Genomic DNA, 26,181 nt, shown 5'->3' with positions numbered 1-26,181 from the left:
CCTTTCAGTCGTTGCCAGCCTCGCGGGCGTGCACCTTGCGCAAGGCTTTTTCCTCGATGCCGCTGGTGCCTTCGCGGCGCTCCAGCTCCGCGACCACGTCGGCCGGCGAGAAACCGTAGTGCGCGAGCGCCACCATGGTGTGGAACCACAGGTCGGCCACTTCGTTCACTATTTTCGAGCGGTCGCCGCCGTGGTCGGCGTCTTTCGCGGCCATCACGACTTCGGTGGCTTCCTCGCCGATCTTCTTGAGGAAGGCATCGGGGCCCTTGTGCAGCAGGCGCGCCACATAGCTCTTTTCGGGGTCGCCGCCGCGCGCGGGCAGGCGGGTCTCTATGACCTCAGCCAGGCGTGCAAGGGCGTCGGAGGTGTTCACGGTGGCCGTCATTTGTAGATCGACTCCGGGTCTTTCAAGACCGGTTCGACCACGGTCCACTGGCCCTTCTCGTACTTGCTGAAAAAGCAACTGTGGCGGCCGGTGTGGCAGGCGATCCCGGGCTCGTGCCCGAGCTGGGTGACCTTGAGCAGCACCACGTCGTTGTCGCAATCGAGCCGGATCTCGTGCACGGTCTGCACGTGACCCGATTCCTCGCCCTTGAACCACAGCTTGTTGCGCGAGCGGCTGAAATACACCGCGCGGCCCAGCTCGGCGGTCTTTTCGAGCGCCTCGCGGTTCATCCAGGCGAACATCAGCACGTCGTTGCTGCCTTGTTCCTGCGCGATGACCGGCACCAGGCCGTTCGCGTCCCATTTCACTTCATCGAGCCAATTCATCGGCATATTGTCAGGGATAGAAAAAGACCCTTGAAGCTCAGCTGCGCACAGGGATACCGCGCTCGGCCATGCGGGCCTTGGCCTGCCCGACCGTGTATTCGCCGTAGTGAAAGATGCTGGCCGCCAGCACCGCATCGGCGCCGCCGGTCTGGATGCCATCGGCCAGGTCGTCGAGGTTGCCGACGCCGCCCGAGGCGATCACCGGCACGTTGACCGCATCGCTCACCGCGCGGGTCAGCGCCAGGTCGAAGCCGCTCTTGGTGCCGTCGCGGTCCATGCTGGTCAGCAGGATCTCGCCCGCGCCCCGGCGAACCATCTCGGTCGCCCACTCGACGGCATCGAGGCCGGTGTTCTTGCGCCCGCCGTGGCTGTAGACGTCCCAGCCCGCGCCGCGCGTGGCCGCATCTTCGGGGCTGCGGCGCTTGGCATCGATGGCCACCACGATGCACTGCGCGCCGTACTTCTGCGAAGCGTCGTTGATCACCCGCGGATCGGCGATGGCGGCCGAATTGAAACTGGTCTTGTCGGCGCCCGCGTTGAGCAGCCGCCGAACGTCCGCCACGGTACGCACGCCACCACCCACGGTCAGCGGAATGAAGACCTGCGAAGCCACCGCCTCGATGATCGGCAGGATCAGGTCGCGGCCGTCGCTGGTGGCGGTGATGTCGAGGAAGGTGAGTTCATCTGCGCCCTGCGCGTTGTAGCGCGCGGCAATCTCCACCGGATCACCGGCGTCGCGCAGTTCGAGGAAATTGACGCCCTTGACGACACGACCGCCGGTGACGTCGAGGCAGGGAATGATGCGTTTGGCAAGCATGGGAATGAACCGGTAAGAAATCAGAGAACGCGAAGCTGTTGCCAGCCCTGCCATTGGGCGCCGGGGGCCAGCAGCACCGGCTCGTCGATGCGCGCCGCTTCGACGCACAGCATGTGGCGATAGCCGTCTTCGGGCATGTCGGCGAGTTTCGCACCGAGCACAGCGCCGGGGTTCCAGACCACGGTTTCGCTGCAGCTCGCGCTTTGCGAAATTTCGAGCGTGCCGCCGGGCTGCACCAGCCGCAGCGGCTTGGTGGGCGCGGCGTAGACGCTGTCGAACTCGGCATCGAAATGCAGGGCCGCCGCGGTTTCCACATGGCGGTCATCGCGCAGCGAATCCCAGCGGTTGGCGCCCTGCAGGCCTTCGAGGCGGACCTCGGCGATGTCGTCGACCCGCAGGTACGTATGCAGCGCGGCGGCGAAGGTCCAGGGCGCATGGTCGATGTTGGTCAGGCTGAGTGCCGTGCGCAGTTGGCCTGCGGACAGCGTGACGTCGAGCCGCGCCTCAAAAGCGTGCGGCCAGATCTGGCGGGTGGCTTCGCTGTCGCGCAGCGTCAGCCGCAAGGTGTCGGGCGTGCCCGCAGGCTCCTGTGCCCAAGGCAAATTACGCATGAATCCATGCTTGGGCAACATGCCGCGCTGGTTGAACTGGGGGCAGCAAATGGGCACGCCGCCGCGAATGGCCGCCTGCCCGTCGAACACGGCGCGCGGGCTCAGATAGAGCCTTTCCACTGCGTCGGCCGTGGCCCATGAGAGCACCTGCGCGCCATGCAAAGCCACCGTGAGGTGGCTTCCATCGGCGCCCACGGCACGCAAGGCGGGCTGGCCGCGAAACTCGATCGAGCTGATTTCCATGTGAGGAATTGTAGGCAGCGGGCGCTTCATGGCACGGATTTGGCATCGAGCCATTGCGTGCCCGGGGCCTTCTTGGATACCCTGTGGCTGCTTGCATGGGGGACAACGTGCAGGTCGGTCCCGTGCATTCGAGAAAACCACTCTTACACGACAAAGGGGATACGCATGAAGAAAAAGCTGCCGATGGCCGCCTGGATCCTGATCGCCATGGTGCTTGGCATCTTCATCGGCTACATGATCTTCACGAGCTTTCCGAACAAAAGCTCGGCGAAAGAGATCGCAGATTACGTCTCCATCGTCTCGGATGTGTTCCTGCGCCTCATCAAGATGCTGATCGGGCCGCTGGTGTTTTCCACGCTGGTGGTGGGCATCGCGCACATGGGCGACGCCAAGTCGGTGGGCCGCGTGTTCGGCAAGTCGCTGGGCTGGTTCGTCACCGCATCGCTGATCTCGCTGATCATCGGCCTGATCATGGCCAACCTGCTCAAGCCCGGCGAAAACCTCGGGCTGCCGCTGCCGGACATCGGGGCCTCGACCAACCTCGCCACCTCGAAGTTCACCTTCAGGGATTTCGTCTATCACGCGGTGCCCAAGTCCTTCATCGAGGCGCTGGCCAACAACGAGATTTTGCAGATCGTGGTGTTCTCGATGTTCTTCGGCGTGGCCCTCGCCTCGCTCGGCGACAAGGCCAAGACGCTGGTGTCGGCCATCGAAGAGCTCTCGCACGCCATGCTGAAGATCACGGGCTACGTGATGAAGCTCGCGCCGCTGGCCGTGATGGCCGCCATGGCCGCCACGGTGGCAGTGAACGGCCTGGGCATCCTGCTCAAGTTCGCGGTGTTCATGGGCGACTTCTACCTGGGCCTGTTCGTGCTTTGGGGCGTTCTGGTGCTGGCGGGTTTCGTGTTCCTCGGGCCGCGCGTGTTCAAGCTGCTGGTGCTCATCAAGGAAGCCTTCCTGCTGTCCTTCGCCACGGCAAGCTCCGAAGCGGCGTACCCCAAGATCCTGCAGGCGCTCGACCGTTTCGGCGTCAAGCGCAAGATCTCCAGCTTCGTGATGCCGATGGGCTACTCGTTCAACCTCGACGGCTCGATGATGTATTGCACCTTCGCCGTGCTGTTCATCGCACAGGCCTACGACATCCACATGCCGATCAGCACCCAGATCACGATGCTGCTGATCCTGATGCTCACCTCCAAGGGCATGGCCGGCGTACCGCGCGCCTCGCTGGTGGTGATTGCCGCCACGCTGAACCACTTCGACATTCCCGAGGCCGGCCTGCTGCTGATCCTGGGCGTGGACACCTTCCTGGACATGGGCCGCTCGGCCACCAACGCGGTGGGCAACTCCATCGCCACCGCGGTGGTCGCCAAATGGGAAGGCGAACTGCTCTCCGAGAGCGACGCCGAGGTCAATGCGCGGGCGCTGGACGCGGAAGGCGACGCCACCCTCGCCCACCCGGCCCACGCATGAGCCACGCCATGAAGCGCACAGGCCCGCTGCCGCGTTTCCTGGTCGCCTTGCTGCTGGCGGCCGCAGCCCTCGCTGCCGGGCCGGCGCAAGCGCAAGACCAGGGCCTGACAACACTGACCGGCACCCTGGCCAAGGCGCGCGAGACCGGCGCCATCACCATCGGCTACCGCGAGTCGTCGGTGCCCTTCTCGTACCTCAATGCGCGCAAGGAGCCCATCGGCTATTCGATCGAACTCTGCCGCGCACTGGTGACGGCCGTCGAGGACGCGGTGAACAAGAGCCTCGCGATCAAGTGGGTGCCCGTGACTTCCGATTCGCGCATCGACGCGGTCGCCAGCGGCAAGGTCGACCTGGAATGCGGCTCGACCACCAACAATCTCGAACGCCAGAAGCGCGTGAGCTTCTCGCCGACGATGTTCGTCTCGGGCACCAAGGTGCTGGTGAAGAAGGGATCGCCGATCAAGTCCTTCCGCGACCTGGCCGGCAAGAAGGTGGCGGTGACGGCCGGCACCACCAACGAGAAGACGCTGCGCGACCTTTCGGAGAAGTTCAAGCTCGGCATCCAGTTGCAGGTGGCGCGCGACCACGCCGAATCCTTCGGGCTCGTGAAGAGCGGCCAGGCCGACGCCTTCGCCACCGACGATGTGCTGCTCTACGGCCTGATCGCACAGGACGCCGCCAAGGCCGACTACGAGGTGGTCGGCGACTTCCTCTCCTACGACCCCTACGGGATCATGTACCGCAAGGGCGACGCGCAACTGAACAAGCTCGTCATCGATACCTTCCAGGTGCTGGCGGAAGACGGCGAAATCGACCGGCAATACAAGCGCTGGTTCCTGCGCAAGCTGCCCTCGGGCGCAAGCATCGACCTGCCGATGAGCGCGCAACTCGAAACGATCATCCAGACGATGAAGGTGAAGGCCGAGTAGGCCAGCGCCGTCCCGGCTACCGCGCGGGCCACTCCCAGCGCGGAATCTCGCTCATGTCGAGGTTCGCGATGCGGGTTTCGCCGAACTGCTTTTCGAGCACCACCGATTGCAGGTCTTCGCCGTCTTCGAGCGCAGCGATCAGGCGCGCCGCGTGCGACACCACGATCACCTGCGACCCACGCGCCGCCTGCGCAATGAGGCGCCCAAGTGCGGGCAGCAGGTCTGGGTGCAGGCTGGTTTCGGGCTCGTTGAGCACCAGCAGCGACGGCGACCGGGGCGTGAGCAGCGCGGCGATCCAGAGAAGGTAGCGCAGCGTGCCGTCCGAAAGCTCTGCGGCGGTCAGCGGACGCAGCAGACCGTGCTGGTGCATCAGGGTCTCGAAGCGGTCCTCGACCACGCGGATCTCGATGCGGGCGCCCGGGAAGGCGTCGTCGACGGCGCGGTCGAGCGCTTCGTCGTCACCGATCTCGCGGATGGTCTGCAGCGCCGCGGCCAGATCGGCGCCGTCGTTGGCGAGCACCGGCGTGTAGGTGCCGAGCTGCGGCTGGCGCGCGGGCGCGTCGGCGTCGGAACGGAAGTGATCGTAGAAGCGCCAGGAGCGCATCTGCTCGCGCAGCGTGAGCATCTCGGGTGCGGCACGCGGATCGGCGTACTCGGTCATCATGCTGGCGAAGGCGGGAATCGGGCGGCCGACGGCCTGCCAGCTCTTGTCTTCTCGCAGGCGCAGCGCTGCGCCCTTGCGATCGACCAGTTGCGTCGCGGGCCGCAGAAACGGGCCGCTCCAGATGGCTTCGCGCTTGATCTCGGGGTCGCGCCCGAACACGGTGTCGCGCGGAACCGGCAGGCCGATGTCGATGGCGTAGCCGAAGTCTTCAGCGCTGCTGCCCGCAAAACCCAGGCGCAGATTGACGGGTTCGCTGCGAGTCGAGCCTTGCACCGGCGCCTCACCGCGCAGCATCGCGGCCGAGAAACGCTCGGGCCCGGCCCAGAGTGTGGAAGAGAGCCCGCCCTCGCGCACCAGCGAACGGATCACACCGCCGTTGGCAATGTCGGCCAGCAGCCGCATTGCGCGGTACACGCTCGACTTGCCACTGCCGTTGGCGCCGGTCACGACCGTGAGCCGGCCGAGCGGCACCGTCAGCTGTCGCAGCGAACGGTAGTTGGCGATGGCGAGCGCGGAGAGCACGCGCTGCGCAAGGAAGGCGTCAGGCGCCGGCCAGTTCGTCCGCGCGGGCTTGCGCGGCGGCGAAATCGAGGTCGCCCGAGTAGATGGCACGGCCGCAGATCACGCCTTCGATGCCCTCGAACTCGACCGCGCAGAGCTTGTCGATGTCGGCCATGTTCGACAGGCCGCCCGAGGCGATCACCGGAATGGTCAGCGCCTGCGCCAGCTTGACGGTGGCTTCGATGTTGATGCCCGAGAGCATGCCGTCGCGGCCGATGTCGGTGTAGATGATCGACTCGACGCCGTAGTCCTCGAACTTCTTGCCCAGGTCGGCCACCTCGTGGCCCGTGAGCTTGCTCCAGCCATCGGTGGCAACCTTGCCGTCCTTGGCGTCCAGGCCCACGATGATGTGGCCGCCGAAGGCGCTGCAGGCGTCCTTCAGGAAGCCCGGGTTCTTGACCGCGGCGGTGCCGATGATCACGTAGCGCAGGCCGTCGTCGATGTAGCGCTCGATGGTGTCGAGGTCGCGGATGCCGCCGCCAAGTTGCACCGGGATGTCGTCGCCGACCTCTTTCAGAATCGCCTTGATCGCCGCGTGGTTCTGTGGCTTGCCGGCGAAGGCGCCATTCAGATCGACCAGATGCAGCCGCCGCGCGCCTGCAGTGACCCACTTGCGGGCCATGGCGGCGGGGTCTTCGCTGAAGACAGTGGACTGGTCCATGTCGCCCTGTTTGAGGCGAACACAGTGGCCGTCTTTGAGATCAATGGCGGGAATGAGGAGCATGGAAGTGGCGCGAGTGTGCGAAATCCGGGCTGTCAGAGAGTCGGCCCGGGCGGGATTGGTAGGTCAGGGATTCCAGTGGAGGAAATTTCGGTAGAGCTGCAACCCGTGGTCCGCACTCTTCTCCGGGTGGAACTGGGTGGCAAAAATGTTATCGCGTGCAACGGCTGCGGTAAAGCACGCGCCGTAATCCGCCTCGCCCACGCTGTGGCGGGCGTCGGCCGGCCGTGCGTAGAAGCTGTGCACGAAATAGAAGTAGCTCAGGTCGGGCACGCCCGCCCACACCGCGTGCGGCTGGGCTTGGCGCACCTGGTTCCAGCCCATCTGCGGCACCTTGAAGCGGCTGCCGTCGGGCTGCAGGCGCCCGGCCAGATCGAACTTGATGACCTCACCCGGTATGAGGCCAAGGCCGTCGGTCGGGCCTTCGTCGCTGCGCGACAGCAGCATCTGCATGCCGACGCACACGCCGAACAGCGGCTTGCTGGCGGCGGCTTCGAGCACCGATTCCTGCAGGCCGGAGTCGCGCAGCTCGCGCATGCAGTCAGGCATCGCGCCCTGCCCCGGCAGCACCACGCGGGTGGCCTTGCGCACCACGTCAGGGTCGGAGGTGACGAAGACCTGCACGCCGACCTGATCGGCCGCATGCTGCACGGCCTGCGAGACGGAACGCAGGTTGCCCATGCCGTAGTCGACGACAGCGACGGTGTTGGCTGCAGATTTCATGGCTGTTCGCAGGAGGAATTCAGAGCGAACCCTTGGTCGAGGGAATGACGCCGATGGAACGCGGATCGAGTTCCAGCGCACCGCGCATGGCGCGTGCGAAGGCCTTGAACACGGTCTCGCACTGGTGGTGCGCGTTCACGCCCTTGAGGTTGTCGATGTGCAGCGTCACGAACGCGTGGTTCACGAAGCCCTGGAAGAACTCGTAGGTGAGCTGGCTGTCGAAGGTGCCGATCATCCCGCTGGTGAAGGGCACGTGCATCACGAGGCCGGGCCGGCCCGAGAAGTCGATGACCACGCGGCTCAGTGCTTCGTCGAGCGGCACGTAGGCGTGGCCGTAGCGGCGAATGCCCTTCTTGTCGCCAATGGCCTGGGCCACAGCCTGGCCGAGCGTGATGCCTACGTCTTCCACCGTGTGGTGGCCGTCGATGTGCAGGTCGCCCTGGCAGTCGATGTCGAGGTCGATCAGGCCGTGGCGGGCGATCTGGTCGAGCATGTGGTCGAAGAAGCCGATGCCGGTGGAAAGCTTGGCCTTGCCGGTGCCGTCGAGATTCACGCTGACGGTGATCTTCGTCTCGGCGGTGTTGCGGGTGACCGTCGCGGTGCGATCGGCGTTGCCCGGGGTGGTGGGGGTGGTCATAGTGAGGCTTCGAGTGCCGCCAGCATCCGCGCATTCTCGTCGGCCGTTCCGACGGTGAGGCGCAGGCAATTGGCCAGCAGTTCGTGCATTTTAGAAACGTTCTTCACCAGCACCCCGTGGGCCTTCATGCCCTCGAAGGTCTTGGTGGCATCGGGCACGCGCAAAAGAACCATGTTGGCGTCGCTGGGCCAGGTCTTCACGCCCGGCAGCCGGCCAAGGCCCATCATCAGGCGCTCGCGCTCCTCGCGGATCTGCGCCGCCTGGGCCTCGAACACCTCGGCATGCTCCAGCGCGAACAGCGCGCACTCGCAGTTGAGCACGCTGATGTTGTAGGGCGGGCGCACCTTGTCGATCTCGGCGACCAGCGCAGCCGGCCCCATGAGGTAGCCCAGGCGGATGCCGGCCAGGCCGAACTTGCTGAGCGTGCGCATCAGCAGCACGTGGTCGTGGCTGGCGAGCCGGTCGATGTAGCTGCGGGCGGCGAAGGGCTGGTAGGCCTCGTCGATCACCACCAGGCCACCCTGCGCGCCCTGGGCCTGCACGATTTTTTCGATGACGGCATCGTCCCAGAGGTTGGCGGTCGGATTGTTCGGATAGGCCAGGTAGACGATGGCAGGCTTCTCGCGCGCGATGGCCGCCAGCATGGCGGTCTCATCCAGCTCGAAGTCCGCCGTCAGCGGCACGCCGACGAAGCGCAGGCCCTGCAGTTGCGCGCTCATGGCGTACATCACGAAGCCGGGCACGGGCGCCAGCACGGTGGCGCCGGGCAGGTCGCAGGCAATGGCCAGCAGCGAGATCAGTTCGTCGGAGCCGTTGCCCAGCATCAGGCTGAAGCCTTCGGGCATCTGCGCATGCGTGGCCAGCGCACGCTGCAGGTCGGTGCCGCGGTCGCCTGGATAACGGTTCAGCGCCAGCGCACCGAGCCGCGCGCCCAGTTCGGACTGCAGCGCGGGCGGCAGGCCGAAGGGGTTTTCCATCGCGTCGAGCTTGATGAAGCCGCGCGCGTCCTGCACCGCGTAGGCATGCATGGACTGCACGTCGGCGCGGATGCGTTGAAGGGGGCGGGCGGTATCTGGAGCGGTGGTCATCGGGTGCAGCGATAGCTGTTTCGTAAAGCGCCGGACATGACCAGTTGCACAGGCATGTCGGCTTCGTAACTGTCGGCGTTGCGGGTCAGTTCGGTCTGGTAGAGCGAGCGGGCCATGGAGGGTTCGAGGCGACGTCCCTCGACGCAGAACAAGGGCTTCTGGCCATTGCGCTGCGACGATTCGACGCCTTCGCGCAGGCCTTCGAGCACGCCCACGAGGTAGTAGCTGGCGTAGGCCTTGCCGTCTTTCTCGGCGGCTTCGAGCGTGCGCAACTCGCGGATGCTCATGGCCTGCGCGCCCGCACCGGCCGCCAGTGCGAGCAGCAGCACCGGCAGGCGCCGCAACAACTGGACGGCGGTGCGTTTCATCGGTAGATCACTTGCGATAGCGCGGCGGCGGCGCGTAGGCGCCATCGGCCGGGAAGGCGCTCGGCTGCGACGGCGTCGCGTCGCGGCGGGCACGGCGCGGCAGGTTGGGCTCATCAAGCTCGAACAGGGCCGCACCGATCACGCCGATGTTGCGCACGTCGCCAGCCTCGGAATTCGCGGCATAGGCGCGGCCCGGTGCGGCAAAGCGGAAGGCCGCGACCTCGTTCTGGTTCTTGCGGAAGCCTTCGATGGTCAGCGACTGCTGCGGGCTCAGCACGTAGCCACCGTTGCGCAGGCTGCCGGGCTTGCCGTTGAGCACGTCGAGGCCATCGACCGTGGCGATCACCTCGTAGCTGCGGTCGCTGAGGTTGCGAAAGCGCAGCGTGTAGCGCGAGCCTTCGACGCCGGCCAGCCGGAACATGTCCTCGGCACGGCGCGCGCGCTGCAGCGGCAGGGGCTTGCCGTCTTCGTCGAGCACCGACCATTCGATGTCGCCCTGGGCCAGCAGCAGGTTCAGGCGCCGCTCGGGGTTGTTGCCCACGGTGCGGCGCACGGCGTTCGCTTCGTTGTAACCCAGCGAGGCCACGTCATCGGGCTGGTCGGACAGGCGCTTGGCCGAGACCGAGCGGGTCTTCGATTCGATGCCCTCGCCCCATTGGGTGCCGAGTTGCGCGGGCGCGGGCGCCGCGGCGCTCTGCGTTGCAGCGGCCGGTGGGTCGCGAAGTGGCTGCTGGCCGCAGGCAGCAAGCAGGGCGGCGCCTGCAATGAGGCCGGTGGCGAACCTGAACAGGCGCGAACGATAGAAACGGTGAATCATCTGGATTGCTCCTCCCAAAGCGGGCTATGGAGCCTCAGATCTTACGCAGGCGCAGACGGGCAGCTTCAGCATGCGCCTGCAGGCCTTCGCCTTCGGCCAGCGTGACGGCGATCGGGCCGAGCACCTGGGCACCGGCTTCGCTGACTTCGATCAGGCTGGAGCGCTTCTGGAAGTCGTAGACACCCAGCGGGCTCGAAAAGCGCGCCGTGCCGCTGGTCGGCAGCACGTGATTCGGGCCTGCGCAGTAATCGCCCAGGCTCTCGCTGGTGAAGGCGCCCAGGAAGATCGCGCCGGCGTGGCGCAGCAAGGGCTCCCAGCGGTTGGGCTCGCTGCTGCTGACTTCCAGGTGTTCAGGCGCAATGCGGTTGCTGATCTCGCAGGCCTCTTCCATGCTCTTCGTATGGATCAGCGCACCACGGCCATTGAGCGAGGCGGCGATGATTTCCGCGCGCGGCATGGTCGGCAGCAGGCGGTCGATCTCGGCCTGCACGCGGTCGATGTAGGCGGCGTCGGGGCACAGCAGGATGCTCTGGGCCAACTCGTCGTGCTCGGCCTGGCTGAACAGGTCCATGGCCACCCACTCGGGCGGCGTGGTGCCGTCGGCCAGCACGAGGATCTCGCTCGGGCCCGCGATCATGTCGATGCCCACGGTGCCGAACACGCGGCGCTTGGCAGCGGCCACATAGGCGTTGCCGGGGCCGGTGATCTTGTCGACCGCAGGAATGGTGGCGGTGCCGTAGGCCAGCGCGGCCACGGCCTGGGCGCCGCCGATGGTGAAGCCGCGCGTCACGCCGGCCACATAGGCGGCGGCGAGCACGAGCGGGTTCTTCTCGCCCTTGGGCGTGGGCACGACCATGATGATTTCGGCCACGCCCGCGACGTGTGCGGGAATGGCGTTCATCAGCACGCTCGACGGATAGGCCGCCTTGCCACCCGGCACGTAGATGCCGACGCGATCGAGCGGCGTGACCTTCTGGCCGAGCAGCGTGCCATCGGCATCGCGATAGCTCCAGCTCTCGCCGCTCGCCTTCTTCTGGGCCTCGTGGTAACTGCGCACGCGGCGCGCAGCGGCTTCGAGCGCGTCGCGCTGCGCGGCGGGCAGCGACTCGAAGGCGGCCTTCAGTTCGGCCTGCGTGAGTTCCAGCTCGGGCAGGGTGGCAGCACCCAGCTTGTCGAAGCGGTTGGTGTACTCCAGCACCGCCTCGTCACCGCGCTTTTGCACGTCGGCCAGGATGTCGGCCACCACCTTCTCGATGGCCGCGTCCGCATCTGCGGACCAATGCAGCCGCGCCTTGAATTCAGCATCGAAGCTGGCTGAAGTCGTGGAGAGTCGGGCGGGGGCTGCTTTCAGAGTCATTTGGCGGGAGGGATGGCTGACGCGAAGGCGTCGATGATGCGGCGGATCGGCTCGCGCTTGAGCTTGAGCGCGGCCTGGTTGACCACAAGGCGCGCGCTGATGTCCATGATGCGTTCCACCTCGACGAGGTGGTTGGCCTTGAGCGTGTTGCCGGTCGAGACCAGGTCGACGATGGCGTCGGCCAGGCCCGTGAGCGGCGCCAGCTCCATGCTGCCGTAGAGCTTGATCAGGTCGACGTGCACGCCCTTGCTGGCGAAGAAGTCGCGTGCAAGGCCCACGTACTTGGTCGCCACGCGCAGGCGCGAGCCCTGCTTCACGGCCGAGGCGTAGTCGTAGTCGGCGCGCACCGCCACGCTCAGGCGGCAGGCGGCAATGCGCAGGTCCAGCGGCTGGTACAGGCCCTGGTTGCCGTGCTCGAGCAGCACGTCGGAGCCGGTCACGCCGAGGTCGGCGCCGCCGTACTGCACGTAGGTGGGCACGTCGGAGGCACGCACCAGCACCACGCGCACATCGGGCCGGGTGGTTTCGAGAATGAGCTTGCGCGACTTCTCGGGGTCTTCAGTGACCTCGATGCCGGCGGCGGCCAGCAGGGGCATCGTCTCTTCGAAGATGCGGCCTTTGGAGAGGGCGAGCGTGATCATGCGGCGGCTCCGGTCACGCGTTCGATGTCGGCACCCAGGCCGCGCAGCTTGGCTTCCATGCGGTCGTACCCACGGTCGAGGTGATAGATGCGGTCGACCAGCGTCTCGCCCTCGGCCACGAGGCCGGCGATCACGAGGCTGGCGGAGGCGCGCAGGTCGGTGGCCATCACGGTGGCGCCCGAGAGCTGCTGCACGCCCTCGACCATCGCGACCTTGCCTTCGACGTGAATGGTCGCGCCCAGGCGGACCATCTCGTTCACGTGCATGAAGCGGTTCTCGAAGATGGTTTCGGTGACCATCGAAGCGCCGCGCGCGATCACGTTCAGGGCCATGAACTGGGCCTGCATGTCGGTTGGGAAGCCGGGGTATTCGGTGGTGCTGAAGCTCTGCGCCTTCAGGTGCTCGCTGGCTGGAGCCTTGGAGCTGATGCGCACGCCGCCCTCTTCGGGCACGACCGTGCAGCCGGCGTCGCGCAGCTTGTCGATCACGGCGTCCATGTGGTCGGCGCGGGCGTGGCGCAGGAACACGTCGCCGCCCGTGGCCGCGACGGCGCACAGGAAGGTGCCGGCCTCGATGCGGTCGGCCACCACGGCGTGCTCGCAGCCGTGCAGCTTCTCGACGCCCTGGATGCGGATGTGGCTGGTGCCGTGGCCCTGGATCTTCGCGCCCATGCGGATCAGCATTTCGGCGAGGTCGACGATCTCGGGCTCCTGCGCGGCGTTTTCGAGCAGTGTCTCGCCCTCGGCCAGCGCGGCGGCCATCAGGAAGTTCTCGGTGCCGGTGACGGTGACCATGTCGGTCAGGATGCGCGCGCCCTTCAGGCGCGTGCGCCCTTCCGGCAGGCTGGCGATCATGTAGCCGTGCTCGACCACGATCTCGGCGCCCATGGCCTGCAGGCCCTTGATGTGCTGGTCGACCGGCCGCGAGCCGATGGCGCAGCCGCCGGGCAGCGAGACCTTGGCGTGGCCGAAGCGGGCCAACAGCGGGCCCAGGGCCAGCACCGAAGCGCGCATGGTCTTCACCAGCTCGTAGGGCGCCTCAGGGTTGGTCAGGTCGGCGGCGTTCAGGCTCACCGTGCCGTTGTCGTCGCGCTCGGCGGTCACGCCCATGTTGCGCACCAGCTTGAGCATGGTCGACACGTCCTGCAGGCGCGGCACGTTGTGCAGCGTCACGGGCTGGTCGGTCAAGAGCACCGCGCACAGCTCGGGCAACGCGGCGTTCTTGGCGCCGGAAATGAGTACTTCGCCGCGAAGCTGGCGCCCGCCGCGAATCAGAAGTTTGTCCATCGAAGTTCCAGCGAAATCAGGGGGCCCGCAGGGGCCGGAAAGTCATTTTTCCACTGCCGCCCATTCGGCCGGCGTGTAGGTCTTCATCGAAAGCGCATGCACCTCGTCGGTGTGCATTTTCGCACCGAGGGTGGCGTAGACCCGTTGGTGGCGCTGGATGGCGCGCTTGCCCTCGAATTCGGCCGAGACGATGGTCGCGTACCAATGTCGGCCGTCGCCTTCGAGCGTGATGTGTTCGCAGGGAAGGTGGGACTGGATCAGGGCCTGGAGTTGTTCGGCGGTCATGGGGTCTGGAAAGAAGCGGTCAACCGCGGATTTTGTAGCCGATGCGGAGAAGGTGGACGGCGATGACGCTCACCACCAGCCAGGCGGTGCCGACGATACCCAGGCTGAGCCAGGGCGAGGCGTCGCTCACGCCGAAGAAACCGTAGCGGAAGCCGTCGATCATGTAGAAGAACGGGTTCAGGTGGCTCACCTTCTGCCAGAAGGGCGGCAGTGAGCCGATCGAATAGAACACGCCCGACAGGAAGGTCATGGGCATGATCAGGAAGTTCTGGAACACAGCCATCTGGTCGAACTTCTCGGCCCAGAGCCCGGCGATAAGGCCTAGCGTGCCGAGCATCGCGGCACCCAGCAACGCGAAAACGATGATCCAGACCGGCGCAACGAAATTCGGCATGGCGAAGAACATCGTGACCACGAACACGCCCAACCCCACGGCCAGCCCGCGGATGATCGACGAGCCTACGTAGGCGAAAAACCAGCCCCAGTGCGACAGCGGCGTGAGCAGCACGAAGACCAGGTTGCCCATGATCTTGCTCTGGATGATCGACGACGAGCTGTTGGCGAACGCGTTCTGCAGGATGCTCATCATCACGAGGCCGGGCACCAGGAAGGCCGTGTAGCCGACAGTGCCGTAGACCGTCACCCGGCCTTCGAGCACGTGTCCGAACACCATGAGGTACAGCAGCGCGGTGAGCACCGGCGCGCCGACGGTCTGAAAGCCGACCTTCCAGAAGCGCAGCGTTTCTTTGTAGAGCAGCGCGCGCCAGCCCGTGACAGCCATCATCTCGCGACCTCCAGCGGCGTCTGTTCGCCCGCCATCAGGTCGATGAACACGTCTTCCAGGTCGGCCTTGCGCATTTCCACGTCTTCCACCGCGACGCCGGCTTCGCGGATCGCAGCCAGCAGTTGTTCGACTTCATGGGCGTTCTGCGCCGGCAACTGCACGATGCGCCCGGTGATGCGCGCATGCTGCGCAATGGCCCAGGGCAGCATGGCGTCGGTCTTGAAGCGCAGCACGTTGCTGGCGGCCGACTTGAGCAGTTCGCTGGTGCGGTCGAGCGCGATCACGCGGCCCAGCTTCAGCATTGCGATGCGGCTGCACAGCGCCTCGGCTTCTTCGAGGTAATGGGTGGTCAGCAGCACGGTGCTGCCCTGCTTGTTGAGCTTGGCGACGAACTGCCAGAGCGTCTGGCGCAACTCGACGTCGACACCGGCCGTGGGCTCGTCGAGCACGATCACCGGCGGCTTGTGCACCAGCGCCTGTGCCACCAGCACGCGGCGCTTCATGCCGCCGGAAAGCTGGCGCATGTTGGCCGTGGCCTTGTCGGTCAGGCCCAGGCTGTGCAGGAGTTCGTCGATCCAGTCGTCGTTGTTCTTGATGCCGAAGTAGCCCGACTGGATGCGCAGCGACTCGCGCACATTGAAGAAGGGGTCGAACACCAGTTCCTGCGGCACGATGCCCAACTGGCGCCGCGCCTCGGCGTAGTCCCGTTGCACGTCGAAACCATGGACGCTGATGGCACCGGCCGTGGGACGCGCGAGCCCGGCGAGCATGCTGATCAGGGTGGTCTTGCCAGCGCCGTTGGGGCCGAGCAGGCCGAAGAACTCGCCCGGCTCGATCTGGAAGCTGACCTCGTCGACAGCCCGCAACCCTTGTTTGCCTTGGGCTTTTTGCTGTTTTGAGGGGGGGTAGGTCTTGGAGACCGATTGGAATGAGATCGCGGGCATGGGAGCCCGTGATTTTACGGGGCTGTTACTTTTTCAGGGCGCGGCGGGCAAAAGGCCCGCGATACCGTACAGCGCCGCCAGCTCACGCAGCCGGGGCGACAGGCCCTTGACCGCAAAGCCTCGACCCAGCGCGCTCGACTCACGCCGGCATTCGAGCAGCACGGCCAATGCCGACGAATCGAACTGCGCCAGCGCGGTGGCGTCGACCACGGTCGACGACGAATCCGTCTGGCCCTTCAGCCCCTGCTGCAGCATGCGCATGCAGGCGGGGGCCTCGTCGTGGGTGAGCTTGGTAGGCAGGACCAGCATGATGGCGTTGGCTCGTCAGCCCTTGGCGTTGCCCTTGTTGCGCGCGGCCAGCGCGGCAATCAGGCCGTCGATCCCGCTCTTGTTGATCTCCTGCGCGAACTGGGTTCGGTAGGTGTCGACCAGCCAGACGCCCAGCACATTCAGGTTGTAGACCTTCCAGCCGGCGCCCTGTCCGGGCGTCTTCTCGAGGCGGTAGTCGAGCTGCACGGGATCGCCGCGGCCCTTGACCTCGGTGCGCACCAGCACATCGGTGTCGGTGGCGGCGCCGCGGAAGGGGCGGATCGTGACGGTCTGGTCGGTCACCTGGTCGAGCGCGCCGGCGTAGGTACGCACGAGCAGGGTCTTGAATTCGTCCTGCAGCCGCTTTTGCTGCTCGGGCGTGGCCTGGCGCCAGGCCGGGCCGACGGCGGAAGCCGTCATGCGCTGGAAGTTGACGTTGGGCATGATCTTGCTGTCGACCAGCAGCATGATCTTGTTGATGTCGCCGGTCTTGATGGACGAGTCGGCCTTGATCGTGTCCAGCACGTCGGTCGACAGGCGCTTGACGAGCGCGTCGGGCGTTTCATCGGCCGCGCGCGCAGGCTGCACGAAAGACATGGCGGCGCCGAACAGCAAGGCACCGGCCAGCACCAGGCGGCCGAGATCGCGTCGTTGCAAGGTCTTGTTGTTCATGGTGAGTCCCTCAATCAAATTTGAAAATCTACGAAGTACACGCAAGAAGCGAAGTACTGAGACAGAAACGGATTCGAGCGGCGCAGGGCCGACCGGGTTCCTGTCTGGCAGGTGAAGCCTTGCAACCGGATGCAAGCAGCTTCATCACCCGCCTTCCCCATGCTCTTACTTTCCGGCGCCATCGTCCGGTGGGTTGCCGTCGTAGACCTGGCTGCGGCGGCGCTGCAGGAACGCATCGCGCGTGAACGAGTACTTGTCGAGCGCCGCGTCGCCGATCAGACGGCCCGCACGCAGGTATTGCGCGCGCGTGTCCACCACGCGCAGGGCGACCAGCGAATTGCGCCAGCGGACGTCGTCCATGTGCGCCAGCGGGTCGCCGTAGTAGTCCAACGGTTTTGCCACGGTGTCACGCAGAGTCGACGGCCCCAGCAATGGCAGCACCACATAAGGACCGGAACCTACGCCCCAATAGCCGAGCGTCTGCCCGAAATCTTCCTCATGGCGCTGGATGCCGGCTTCGCTCGCGACATCCAACAGCCCGCCGAGCCCGAAGAACGTGTTCACGTTGAGCCGCATGAAGGTCTCTGCACTGCCCTGCAGCTTGAGCTGGGCCACATTGTTGGCCAGGCTCCAGACGTCGCCGATGTTGTTGAAGAAGTTGTTCACGCCCGAGCGCACCATCGAGGGCAGGACTCGCTGGTAAGCGGTGGCCACGGGGACCAGCACCGCATCGTCGACAGTTTCATTGAAACTCGAAACACCACGGTTCAATGGCTCGAACGGGTCGGCCGGATTGGCATTGGGGCCGGTGGCGCATCCGGCCACGAGTGCAAAAGCGGCTGCAGCGCCCGTCCAACGGGCGTATTGAGCTATATTTTTCATAGCAAATGACAGATTAGATCGTGTTTTCATTTTTTATTCGCTGTACCAGGCGCCGTATTTCCCTCGGCTGCCTTGCTGTAGAGGAACTGGCTGATCAGGTTTTCCAGCACCACGGCCGACTGGGTCGAAGTGATGGTGTCGCCGGCCTGCAAGTTCTTCTCCTCGGCGCCCGCCTCGATCCCGATGTACTGCTCTCCGAGCAAGCCACTGGTCAGGATCTTGAGCGAGCTGTCCTTGGGAAAACTGTAACGGTTTTGCAATGCCAGCGTCACGCTGGCCTGAAAGGTCTTGTCGTCGAAGGAGATTGATTCCACTCGGCCGACCACCACACCCGCGCTCTTGACCGCCGTCTGCGGCTTGAGCCCGCCGATGTTGTCGAAGCGCGCGGTGACCGCGTAGGTCTTCTGGAAATTCAGGCTCAGCAGGTTGGCCGACTGCAGCGCGAGGAACAGCAATGCGGCCCCGCCGATCAGCACGAACAGGCCGACCCAGATGTCATTGTTGGAACGTTGCATGGTTTGCACTCTCTAGAACGATGAGGCCCTGGCCCCTTTAAATACTGAACATCATGGCGGTCAGCAGGAAGTCGAGCCCCAGCACCGCCAGCGACGCCATCACCACGGTTCGCGTGGTCGCACGCGACACGCCTTCGGGCGTGGGCTGGGCCTCGTAGCCCTGCAGCAATGCGATGAAGGTCACGGTGAAACCGAAGACGATGCTCTTGATGACGCCGTTGCCGACATCGCGCCACACGTCGACGCCGCCCTGCATCTGGCCCCAGAACGCGCCCGGGTCCACGCCCAGCATCAGCACGCCCACCACGTAGCCGCCCATGATGCCGACCGCGCTGAACACGGCGGCCAACAGCGGCATGGTGATGATGCCGGCCCAGAAGCGCGGCGCAAGGATGCGCTGGACCGGGTCGACCGCCATCATTTCCATCGCGCTCAATTGCTCGCCGGCCTTCATGAGACCGATCTCCGCAGTGAGCGACGTACCGGCGCGACCGGTGAAAAGCAACGCTGCGACCACAGGCCCGAGTTCGCGCACGAGGCTCAGGGTGACCAGCAGGCCGAGCGCTTCGGAAGACCCATATCGCTGCAGCGCGTAATACATCTGCAGGCCGAGCACGAAGCCGACAAACAGGCCCGACACCGCGATGATCGCGAGCGAATAGTTGCCCAGGAAATGGATCTGGTCGCGCACGAGGCTGAAGCGGCGCAGGCTCTGCGCGCCCTGCAACGACAAACGAATGAACAGCTTCGCGGCAAAGCCGATGCCGGTCAGCTTGCTGCGCACCGCGTAGCCGATATCGGCAGGCTTCCACCAACTCATGACCGACCTCCGACCACGGGACCGAAATCGTCTTCGATGCTCGCACCCGGATAGTGAAAGCGCACCGGCCCATCGGGCAGTGCATTCACGAACTGATGCACCAGCGGATCGGCGCTGTTGCGCACTTCGGCGGGCGCGCCTTGCGCAGCGATGCCGCCGTTGGCCAGGATGATCACGTGATCGGCGATGCGGAAGGTTTCCTCGACATCGTGCGACACGATGATGCTGGTCAGCCCGAGCGTGTCGTTGAGCTGGCGGATCAGTCGCGCGGCGGTGCCGAGCGAAATCGGATCGAGACCGGCGAAGGGTTCGTCGTACATCACGAGGTCGGGGTCGAGCGCGATGGCACGCGCCAGTGCCACGCGCCGCGCCATGCCGCCCGACACCTCGCTGGGCATCAGGTCGCGTGCACCGCGCAGGCCGACGGCATCGAGCTTCATGAGCACGATGTCGCGCACCAGCGCTTCAGACAATTGCGTGTGTTCGCGCAACGGAAAGGCCACGTTGTCGAACACGCTCATGTCGGTGAACAGGGCGCCGAACTGAAACAGCATGCCCATGCGACGCCGCGCTGCGTAGAGCGCCTTTGCGTCGAACCTGACGACATCCTGACCATCGAACAGGACTTCGCCACGCTGTGCGCGTTGCTGTCCGCCGATCAATCGCAAGACCGTGGTCTTGCCGCCACCCGAGGCTCCCATCAACGCCGTCACCTTGCCACGCGGCACGGTGAACGACACGCCATCGAGAATCGCGCGCGCGCCGTAGCCGAACGTGACGTCTCGAAACTCTACGAAGGGAAGTGGCTGGGTGGCTGGGTCCATCTCAATAAAAAAGCCGGGCGCTTTTTCAAGCATCCCGGCATGCGGTTTTCCAGCGGATGATAACGGGGCCACGACGGTGGCCGCCGAATTGAAACAAAAATCAGCGAGGTAAGTCGCTGAAACCCATCAGAAATTCATCCACTGAACGCGCGGCTTGACGGCCCTCGCGAATGGCCCACACAACCAGCGACTGGCCACGGCGAATGTCGCCGGCGGCAAACACCTTCGGCGCGTTCGTGGCATAGCCGCCGATGAAGTCGACCGTGGCCTTGGCATTGCCGCGTGCGTCCTTCTCGACACCGAAGGCATCGAGAACAGTAGCGACTGGGCTGATGAACCCCATGGCCAGCAGCACGAGGTCGGCCTTGAGGATCTGCTCGCTGCCGGCCACTTCCTGCATGCGGCCGTCCTTCCATTCGACGCGAACCGTCTTCAGGCCGGTGACCTTGCCCTTCTCACCAATGAATTCCTTCGTGGAGATCGCAAACTCGCGCTCGCATCCTTCTTCATGGCTGGAGCTGGTGCGCAGCTTGATCGGCCAGTACGGCCAGGTCATCGGACGGTTCTCTTCTTCGGGCGGCTGAGGCATCAGCTCGAACTGCGTGACGCTGGCAGCGCCGTGGCGGTTGCTGGTGCCCACGCAATCGGAACCGGTGTCGCCACCGCCAATGACAATCACGTGCTTGCCGTCGGCGCGCAATTGGCCTTTGACCTTGTCACCCGCGTTGACGCGGTTCTGCTGCGGCAGGAACTCCATCGCGAAATGGATGCCATCGAGGTCGCGACCGGGCACCGGCAGATCGCGCGATTGCTCGGCACCACCGGTGAGCAGCACGGCGTCGAACTCTTTCTGCAATTGTTCGGGCGTGACGATTTCCTTGGCCAGGTTTGTGACCTTGGAGCCCTTGCCCAGCGGGTCTTTCGCGGCGCCGACCATCACGCCAGTGCGGAAGGTCACGCCTTCGGCCTTCATCTGCTCGACGCGGCGATCGATGTGCGTCTTCTCCATCTTGAAGTCGGGAATGCCGTAGCGCAGCAGCCCGCCGATGCGGTCGTTCTTCTCGAACAGCGTCACGTCGTGGCCGACGCGCGCCAGTTGTTGCGCTGCAGCCATGCCGGCAGGGCCGGCCCCGACCACAGCGACCTTCTTGCCGGTCTTGTGCTTGGCGATGCGCGGCGCGACCCAGCCTTCGTCCCAGGCGCGGTCGACGATCGCGTGCTCGATCGACTTGATGCCGATCGCGTCGTCGTTCACGTTGAGCACGCAGGCTGCCTCGCAAGGCGCGGGGCAGATGCGGCCAGTGAACTCGGGGAAGTTGTTGGTCGAGTCGAGCACCGCGAAGGCGTTCTGCCAATCATCGCGATACACGAGGTCGTTGAAGTCCGGAATGATGTTGTTGACCGGGCAGCCGCTGTTGCAGAACGGCGTGCCGCAGTCCATGCAACGCGCACCCTGCACCTTGGCCTGCTCGGGTGTCAGGCCGACAACGAATTCCTTGTAATGCTTGACGCGCTCGTCGATCGGCTTGTAGCCCTCTTCGATGCGCTCATGCTCCATGAAGCCGGTGATTTTTCCCATCGTGCTGTCCTCTGTTCTTCGTGTGTCGTTGCCGCTCAGACCGCGGCTGTTGCGGCCAGCGCGTGCGGCTCGAGGCCGGCGTGCGCGTTGTTGCCGCTGCTCGCCAGTTCGACCTTGCGGTCGTGCAATTCGCCCAGCGCACGCTTGTATTCGTTCGGGAACACCTTCACGAACTTCGTGCGCGACACGGCCCACGTGTCGAGTAGTTCGCGCGCGCGCTTGCTGCCGGTCCAACGGTGGTGTTCTTCGAGCAGCTTCTTGAGCTGGGCTTCATCGGTCTCGCCGCCGTGCCAGATCTTGCGATGCACGCTCGCGGTTTGCTCGGCCGAGGTCAGCACCTTGTCGAGCGACACCATCGAGAGATTGCAGCGCGTGGCGAACTCGCCGTCTTCGTCATAGACGAAGGCCACGCCGCCGCTCATGCCGGCCGCGAAGTTGCGGCCCGTCTTGCCGAGCACCGCGACCGTCCCGCCCGTCATGTATTCGCAGCCATGGTCGCCCGTGCCTTCGATGACCGCAGTGGCGCCCGAGAGGCGCACCGCGAAACGCTCGCCAGCCACGCCGCAAAGGTAGGCTTCACCGGTCGTCGCGCCATACAGCGCGGTGTTGCCGACGATGGTGTTGCGCACAGCTTCACCGCGGAAGTCGAGGCTGGGGCGAACCACCACGCGGCCGCCCGAGAGGCCCTTGCCGGTGTAGTCGTTGGCATCGCCAATCAGGTACAGCGTGATGCCGCGTGCCAGGAAGGCACCGAACGACTGGCCGCCCGTGCCTTCGAGCTGGATGCGGATCGAATCGTCGGGCAGGCCCTGCGGATGTACCTTGGTCAGCGCGCCCGAGAGCATGGCGCCCACCGAGCGGTTGACGTTGCGCGCCACTTCGATGAACTGCACCTTCTCGCCCTTGTCGATCGCAGGACGCGACTTCTCGATGAGCTTCACGTCCAGCGCACGTTCGAGGCCATGGTCCTGGTTCTCGACATGGAAGCGCGGCACGTCGGCCGGCACGTTCGGCAGCGCGAACAGGCGGCTGAAGTCCAGGCCCGAGGCCTTCCAGTGCTCGATGCCCTTGCGCATGTCGAGCAGGTCGGCGCGGCCGATCAGGTCGTCGAACTTGCGGATGCCGAGCTGGGCCATGATCTGGCGCACTTCTTCGGCAACGAAGAAGAAGTAGTTGACGACGTGCTCGGGCTTGCCCGAGAACTTCTTGCGCAGCATCGGGTCTTGTGTGGCCACGCCCACCGGGCAGGTGTTCAGGTGGCACTTGCGCATCATGATGCAGCCCTCGACCACCAGCGGCGCGGTGGCGAAGCCGAACTCGTCGGCGCCCAGCAGCGCGCCGATGGCGACGTCGCGACCGGTCTTCATCTGGCCGTCGGCCTGCACGCGGATGCGGCTGCGCAGGCGATTGAGCACCAGCGTCTGCTGCGTTTCGGCCAGGCCGATTTCCCAAGGGCTGCCCGCATGCTTGATCGACGACCAGGGCGATGCGCCCGTGCCGCCGTCATGGCCCGCGATCACGACGTGGTCGCTCTTGCACTTGGCCACGCCCGCGGCGATGGTGCCCACGCCGATTTCGCTCACCAGCTTGACACTGATGCTGGCGTGCGGCGCGGTGTTCTTCAGGTCGTGAATGAGCTGTGCGAGGTCTTCGATCGAGTAGATGTCATGGTGCGGCGGGGGCGAGATGAGGCCCACGCCCGGCACGGCATAGCGCTGCTTGCCGATGTACTCGGTGACCTTGCCGCCCGGGAGCTGGCCGCCCTCGCCCGGCTTGGCACCCTGCGCCATCTTGATCTGGATCTGGTCGGCCGAATGCAGGTATTCGGCGGTGACGCCGAAACGGCCCGAGGCCACCTGCTTGATGCGCGAACGCAGCGAGTCGCCGTCCTTCAGCGGCAGGTCGACTTCGACGTTGGCCGCGCCGATCACGCTCTTGAGCGTGTCGCCCTGCTTGATCGGGATGCCCTTGAGTTCGTTGCGGTAGCGCGCCGGGTCTTCACCGCCTTCGCCGGTGTTGCTCTTGCCGCCGATGCGGTTCATGGCAATCGCGAGCGTGGCGTGCGCCTCGGTGCTGATCGAGCCGAGCGACATGGCGCCGGTGGCAAAGCGCTTGACGATTTCTGCAGCCGCTTCGACCTCGTCCACCGGAATGGCCTTGGCCGGATCGATCTTGAACTCGAACAGGCCGCGCAGCGTGAGATGGCGACGGTTCTGGTCGTTGATGAGCTGCGCGTATTCCTTGTACGTGTTCCAGTTGTTGGAGCGCGTGCTGTGCTGCAGCTTGGCGATGGCGTCGGGCGTCCACATGTGCTCTTCGCCGCGCGTGCGCCAGGCGTATTCGCCGCCGGCGTCGAGCATGTTGGCGAGCACCGGGTCGTCGCCGAAGGCGGCCTTGTGCATGCGGATGGCTTCTTCGGCGATCTCGAAGACGCCGATGCCTTCCACACGGCTGGCCGTGCCGGTGAAGTACTTGTTGACGGTGGCGGTGTTCAGGCCGATGGCCTCGAACAGCTGCGCGCCGCAGTAGCTCATGTAGGTGCTGACACCCATCTTCGACATGATCTTCGACAGGCCCTTGCCGATGGCCTTGACGTAGTTGTAGACCGCCTTGTCGGCACTCAGGTCGCCCGGCAGGTCTGCATGCATGGCCGCCAGCGTTTCCATCGCAAGGTACGGGTGCACGGCTTCCGCGCCATAGCCCGCCAGCACGCCGAAGTGATGCACTTCGCGGGCCGAGCCGGTTTCGACCACGAGGCCCGCCGTGGTGCGCAGGCCTTCACGCACGAGGTACTGATGCACGGCCGAGAGGGCGAGCACAGCCGGGATCGCCACTTGCGTCGGGCTCACGCCACGGTCGCTCACGATCAGGATGTTGTGGCCGCCCTTGATGGCGTCCACCGCTTCGGCGCACAGCGAGGCCAGCTTGGCTTCGACGCCTTCGTCGCCCCAGGCGAGCGGGTAGGTGATGTCGAGCACGTAGCTCTTGAACTTGCCCTGCGTGTATTTGCCGATGTCGCGCAGCTTGGCCATGTCGGCGAAGTCGAGGATCGGCTGGCTCACTTCGAGCCGCATGGGCGGGTTGACCTGATTGATGTCCAGCAGGTTGGGCTTGGGGCCGATGAAGGACACCAGCGACATCACGATGGCTTCGCGGATCGGGTCGATCGGCGGGTTGGTCACCTGCGCGAACAACTGCTTGAAGTAGTTGTAGAGCAGCTTGTTCTTGTTGGAGAGCACGGCCAGCGGGCTGTCGTTGCCCATGGAGCCGATGCCCTCTTCGCCGGCCTGCGCCATCGGGCTCATCAGGAATTTGATGTCTTCCTGGGTGTAGCCGAAGGCCTGCTGGCGGTCGAGCAACGCGACCTGCGAGAGCGGCGCCGCGACCGGCTCGGCCTTGACGCTGTCGAGCTTGATGCGCAGGTTTTCGATCCACTGCTTGTAGGGCTTGCTGTTGGCGAGGGTGGCCTTGACCTCCTCGTCGTCGATCATGCGGCCCTGCTCCAGGTCAATCAGGAACATCTTGCCGGGCTGCAGGCGCCACTTGCGCACGATCTTCTGCTCGGGCACTGGCAGCACGCCCGATTCGGAAGCCATGATGACCAGGTCGTCGTCGGTCACGCAATAGCGCGAGGGGCGCAGGCCGTTGCGGTCGAGCGTGGCGCCGATCTGGCGACCGTCGGTGAACACGATGGAGGCCGGGCCGTCCCACGGCTCGAGCATGGCCGCGTGGTATTCGTAGAACGCGCGGCGACGCGGATCCATGGTGGCGTGCTGTTCCCAGGGCTCGGGAATCATCATCATCACGGCCTGGCTGATGGGGTAGCCGGCCATCGTCAGCAGCTCGAGGCAGTTGTCGAAAGTGGCGGTGTCAGACTGGCCGGCGAAGCTGATCGGGTAGAGCTTCTGCAGGTCGGCGCCGAGCACGGGCGACGACATCACGCCTTCGCGTGCCTTCATCCAGTTGTAGTTGCCCTTGACCGTGTTGATTTCGCCGTTGTGGGCGACATAGCGGTACGGGTGGGCCAGCGGCCACTCGGGGAAGGTGTTGGTCGAGAAGCGCTGGTGCACCAGGCCCAGGGCCGAGACGCAGCGCTTGTCCTGCAGGTCCATGAAGTACGTGCCGACCTGGTCGGCGAGCAGCAGGCCCTTGTAGACCACCGTGCGGCTGGACATGCTCGGAACGTAGTATTCCTTGCTGTGCTTGAGCTTCAGGCGCTGGATGTTGGCGCTGGCGGTCTTGCGGATCACGTAGAGCTTGCGTTCCAGCGCGTCCTGCACGATCACGTCATTGCCGCGGCCAATGAAGACCTGGCGCAGCAGCGGCTCCTTGGCGCGCACGGTGGGCGACATGGGCATGTCGCGGTTGACCGGCACGTCGCGCCAGCCCAGCAGTACCTGGCCTTCGGCCTTGATGGCGCGTTCCATTTCCTGCTCGCAGGCTTCGCGGGAGGCGTGTTCCTTCGGCAGGAAGATCATGCCGACGCCGTATTCACCGGGCGGGGGCAGCGTGACGCCCTGCTTGGCCATCTCTTCGCGGTACAGGTGGTCGGGCAGCTGGATCAGGATGCCGGCGCCGTCGCCCATCAGCTTGTCAGCGCCCACTGCGCCGCGATGGTCGAGGTTTTCGAGGATCTTCAAGCCCTGCTGCACGATGGCATGGCTTTTCTCGCCCTTGATGTGTGCCACGAAGCCGACGCCGCAGGCGTCGTGCTCATCGGCACCGGAATACAGACCGTGTTTTTGGAGATGTTCGATCTCGGCAGCCGTCGTCATGGCGCACTCCTTCAGTTTTCGCAGGGAAAGGGAGCATATTGCGATGCACAAAGAATGCCAAACATTTTAATAGGGGTCAGATTCT

At 65.3% G+C, this 26,181-nt stretch carries 27 protein-coding genes; 2 read left to right on the top strand and 25 right to left on the bottom strand.

Annotated features, from left to right (window positions below):
* Positions 1–4: 4 nt before the first annotated feature.
* The 4 genes from H7F35_RS18445 to H7F35_RS18430 are packed head-to-tail and all read right to left on the bottom strand — an operon-like array spanning position 5 to position 2,442.
* Positions 5–385, bottom strand: coding sequence for a phosphoribosyl-ATP diphosphatase (locus tag H7F35_RS18445; RefSeq protein ID WP_187108056.1), 381 nt, complete (start codon positions 383–385; stop codon positions 5–7).
* Positions 382–771 (bottom strand): phosphoribosyl-AMP cyclohydrolase, encoded by a 390-nt coding sequence (hisI, locus tag H7F35_RS18440; protein WP_013539725.1) that lies wholly within the window; start codon positions 769–771, stop codon positions 382–384. The genes H7F35_RS18445 and hisI overlap by 4 nt, the downstream gene beginning before the upstream one ends.
* Positions 772–808: 37 nt before the next feature.
* Positions 809–1,588 (bottom strand): imidazole glycerol phosphate synthase subunit HisF, encoded by a 780-nt coding sequence (hisF, locus tag H7F35_RS18435; protein WP_187108055.1) that lies wholly within the window; start codon positions 1,586–1,588, stop codon positions 809–811.
* 20 nt (positions 1,589–1,608) lie between these two features.
* Positions 1,609–2,442, bottom strand: a complete 834-nt coding sequence (locus H7F35_RS18430) for a D-hexose-6-phosphate mutarotase (RefSeq protein WP_187108054.1) — start codon at positions 2,440–2,442, stop codon at positions 1,609–1,611.
* 165 nt (positions 2,443–2,607) lie between these two features.
* Here H7F35_RS18430 and H7F35_RS18425 point away from each other — a divergent pair, with 165 nt between their 5' ends.
* Together H7F35_RS18425 and H7F35_RS18420 are read left to right on the top strand one after the other, a co-directional pair.
* Positions 2,608–3,915, top strand: a complete 1,308-nt coding sequence (locus H7F35_RS18425) for a dicarboxylate/amino acid:cation symporter (RefSeq protein WP_187108053.1) — start codon at positions 2,608–2,610, stop codon at positions 3,913–3,915.
* A gap of 8 nt (positions 3,916–3,923) precedes the next feature.
* On the top strand, positions 3,924–4,844 hold the full coding sequence (locus H7F35_RS18420) for an amino acid ABC transporter substrate-binding protein (RefSeq protein WP_187108052.1): 921 nt from the start codon (positions 3,924–3,926) through the stop codon (positions 4,842–4,844).
* Between the two features lie 16 nt (positions 4,845–4,860).
* Here the strand turns inward: H7F35_RS18420 and H7F35_RS18415 are convergent, their stop codons facing one another.
* The 21 genes from H7F35_RS18415 to H7F35_RS18315 form a co-directional block, all read right to left on the bottom strand.
* On the bottom strand, positions 4,861–6,030 hold the full coding sequence (locus H7F35_RS18415; protein WP_187114328.1) for an AAA family ATPase: 1,170 nt from the start codon (positions 6,028–6,030) through the stop codon (positions 4,861–4,863).
* 19 nt (positions 6,031–6,049) lie between these two features.
* On the bottom strand, positions 6,050–6,793 hold the full coding sequence (gene hisA / locus H7F35_RS18410; protein WP_187108051.1) for a 1-(5-phosphoribosyl)-5-[(5-phosphoribosylamino)methylideneamino]imidazole-4-carboxamide isomerase: 744 nt from the start codon (positions 6,791–6,793) through the stop codon (positions 6,050–6,052).
* 63 nt (positions 6,794–6,856) lie between these two features.
* Entirely contained in the window at positions 6,857–7,513 is a 657-nt protein-coding gene (gene hisH, locus H7F35_RS18405) for an imidazole glycerol phosphate synthase subunit HisH (RefSeq protein WP_187108050.1), read from the bottom strand.
* 19 nt (positions 7,514–7,532) lie between these two features.
* Positions 7,533–8,150, bottom strand: coding sequence for an imidazoleglycerol-phosphate dehydratase HisB (hisB, locus tag H7F35_RS18400; protein ID WP_187108049.1), 618 nt, complete (start codon positions 8,148–8,150; stop codon positions 7,533–7,535).
* Positions 8,147–9,238, bottom strand: coding sequence for a histidinol-phosphate transaminase (hisC, locus tag H7F35_RS18395; protein ID WP_187108048.1), 1,092 nt, complete (start codon positions 9,236–9,238; stop codon positions 8,147–8,149). Before hisC ends, hisB begins: the two co-directional genes overlap by 4 nt.
* Positions 9,235–9,606 (bottom strand): hypothetical protein, encoded by a 372-nt coding sequence (locus H7F35_RS18390; RefSeq protein ID WP_187108047.1) that lies wholly within the window; start codon positions 9,604–9,606, stop codon positions 9,235–9,237. The genes hisC and H7F35_RS18390 overlap by 4 nt, the downstream gene beginning before the upstream one ends.
* A 7-nt stretch (positions 9,607–9,613) precedes the next feature.
* Positions 9,614–10,423, bottom strand: coding sequence for a hypothetical protein (locus H7F35_RS18385; RefSeq protein ID WP_187108046.1), 810 nt, complete (start codon positions 10,421–10,423; stop codon positions 9,614–9,616).
* 34 nt (positions 10,424–10,457) lie between these two features.
* Entirely contained in the window at positions 10,458–11,780 is a 1,323-nt protein-coding gene (hisD, locus tag H7F35_RS18380) for a histidinol dehydrogenase (protein WP_187108045.1), read from the bottom strand.
* Positions 11,777–12,421, bottom strand: a complete 645-nt coding sequence (hisG, locus tag H7F35_RS18375) for an ATP phosphoribosyltransferase (protein WP_187108044.1) — start codon at positions 12,419–12,421, stop codon at positions 11,777–11,779. Before hisG ends, hisD begins: the two co-directional genes overlap by 4 nt.
* Positions 12,418–13,707: a UDP-N-acetylglucosamine 1-carboxyvinyltransferase gene (murA, locus tag H7F35_RS18370; RefSeq protein ID WP_187108043.1), complete on the bottom strand. Its 1,290-nt coding sequence runs from the start codon at positions 13,705–13,707 to the stop codon at positions 12,418–12,420. The genes hisG and murA overlap by 4 nt, the downstream gene beginning before the upstream one ends.
* Before the next feature lie 42 nt (positions 13,708–13,749).
* A complete protein-coding gene (locus tag H7F35_RS18365; RefSeq protein WP_007835251.1) occupies positions 13,750–13,992 on the bottom strand; it encodes a BolA family protein in 243 nt (80 codons plus the stop codon).
* A gap of 19 nt (positions 13,993–14,011) precedes the next feature.
* A complete protein-coding gene (locus H7F35_RS18360; RefSeq protein ID WP_187108042.1) occupies positions 14,012–14,776 on the bottom strand; it encodes an ABC transporter permease in 765 nt (254 codons plus the stop codon).
* A complete protein-coding gene (locus H7F35_RS18355; protein WP_187108041.1) occupies positions 14,773–15,720 on the bottom strand; it encodes an ABC transporter ATP-binding protein in 948 nt (315 codons plus the stop codon). The genes H7F35_RS18360 and H7F35_RS18355 overlap by 4 nt, the downstream gene beginning before the upstream one ends.
* 33 nt (positions 15,721–15,753) lie before the next feature.
* The gene (locus tag H7F35_RS18350; protein ID WP_187108040.1) at positions 15,754–16,029 is read right to left on the bottom strand and encodes a lipid asymmetry maintenance protein MlaB; all 276 of its coding nucleotides are present in this window, start codon (positions 16,027–16,029) and stop codon (positions 15,754–15,756) included.
* 15 nt (positions 16,030–16,044) lie between these two features.
* On the bottom strand, positions 16,045–16,701 hold the full coding sequence (locus H7F35_RS18345) for a phospholipid-binding protein MlaC (RefSeq protein WP_187108039.1): 657 nt from the start codon (positions 16,699–16,701) through the stop codon (positions 16,045–16,047).
* Positions 16,702–16,866: 165 nt separating this feature from the next.
* Positions 16,867–17,583, bottom strand: a complete 717-nt coding sequence (locus H7F35_RS18340) for a VacJ family lipoprotein (RefSeq protein ID WP_187108038.1) — start codon at positions 17,581–17,583, stop codon at positions 16,867–16,869.
* A 26-nt stretch (positions 17,584–17,609) separates the two neighbouring features.
* A complete protein-coding gene (mlaD, locus tag H7F35_RS18335; RefSeq protein ID WP_187108037.1) occupies positions 17,610–18,098 on the bottom strand; it encodes an outer membrane lipid asymmetry maintenance protein MlaD in 489 nt (162 codons plus the stop codon).
* A gap of 37 nt (positions 18,099–18,135) precedes the next feature.
* Positions 18,136–18,918, bottom strand: a complete 783-nt coding sequence (gene mlaE / locus H7F35_RS18330; protein ID WP_187108036.1) for a lipid asymmetry maintenance ABC transporter permease subunit MlaE — start codon at positions 18,916–18,918, stop codon at positions 18,136–18,138.
* Entirely contained in the window at positions 18,915–19,775 is an 861-nt protein-coding gene (locus H7F35_RS18325) for an ABC transporter ATP-binding protein (protein ID WP_187108035.1), read from the bottom strand. The genes mlaE and H7F35_RS18325 overlap by 4 nt, the downstream gene beginning before the upstream one ends.
* 67 nt (positions 19,776–19,842) lie before the next feature.
* The gene (locus tag H7F35_RS18320; protein WP_187108034.1) at positions 19,843–21,321 is read right to left on the bottom strand and encodes a glutamate synthase subunit beta; all 1,479 of its coding nucleotides are present in this window, start codon (positions 21,319–21,321) and stop codon (positions 19,843–19,845) included.
* A gap of 35 nt (positions 21,322–21,356) precedes the next feature.
* The gene (locus H7F35_RS18315; protein WP_187108033.1) at positions 21,357–26,096 is read right to left on the bottom strand and encodes a glutamate synthase-related protein; all 4,740 of its coding nucleotides are present in this window, start codon (positions 26,094–26,096) and stop codon (positions 21,357–21,359) included.
* Positions 26,097–26,181: the final 85 nt, after the last annotated feature.

Source organism: Variovorax sp. PAMC26660, from assembly GCF_014302995.1.
In the GTDB taxonomy this organism is placed as follows: domain Bacteria; phylum Pseudomonadota; class Gammaproteobacteria; order Burkholderiales; family Burkholderiaceae_C; genus Variovorax.
This window is presented reverse-complemented; position numbering and strand designations above follow the sequence as displayed.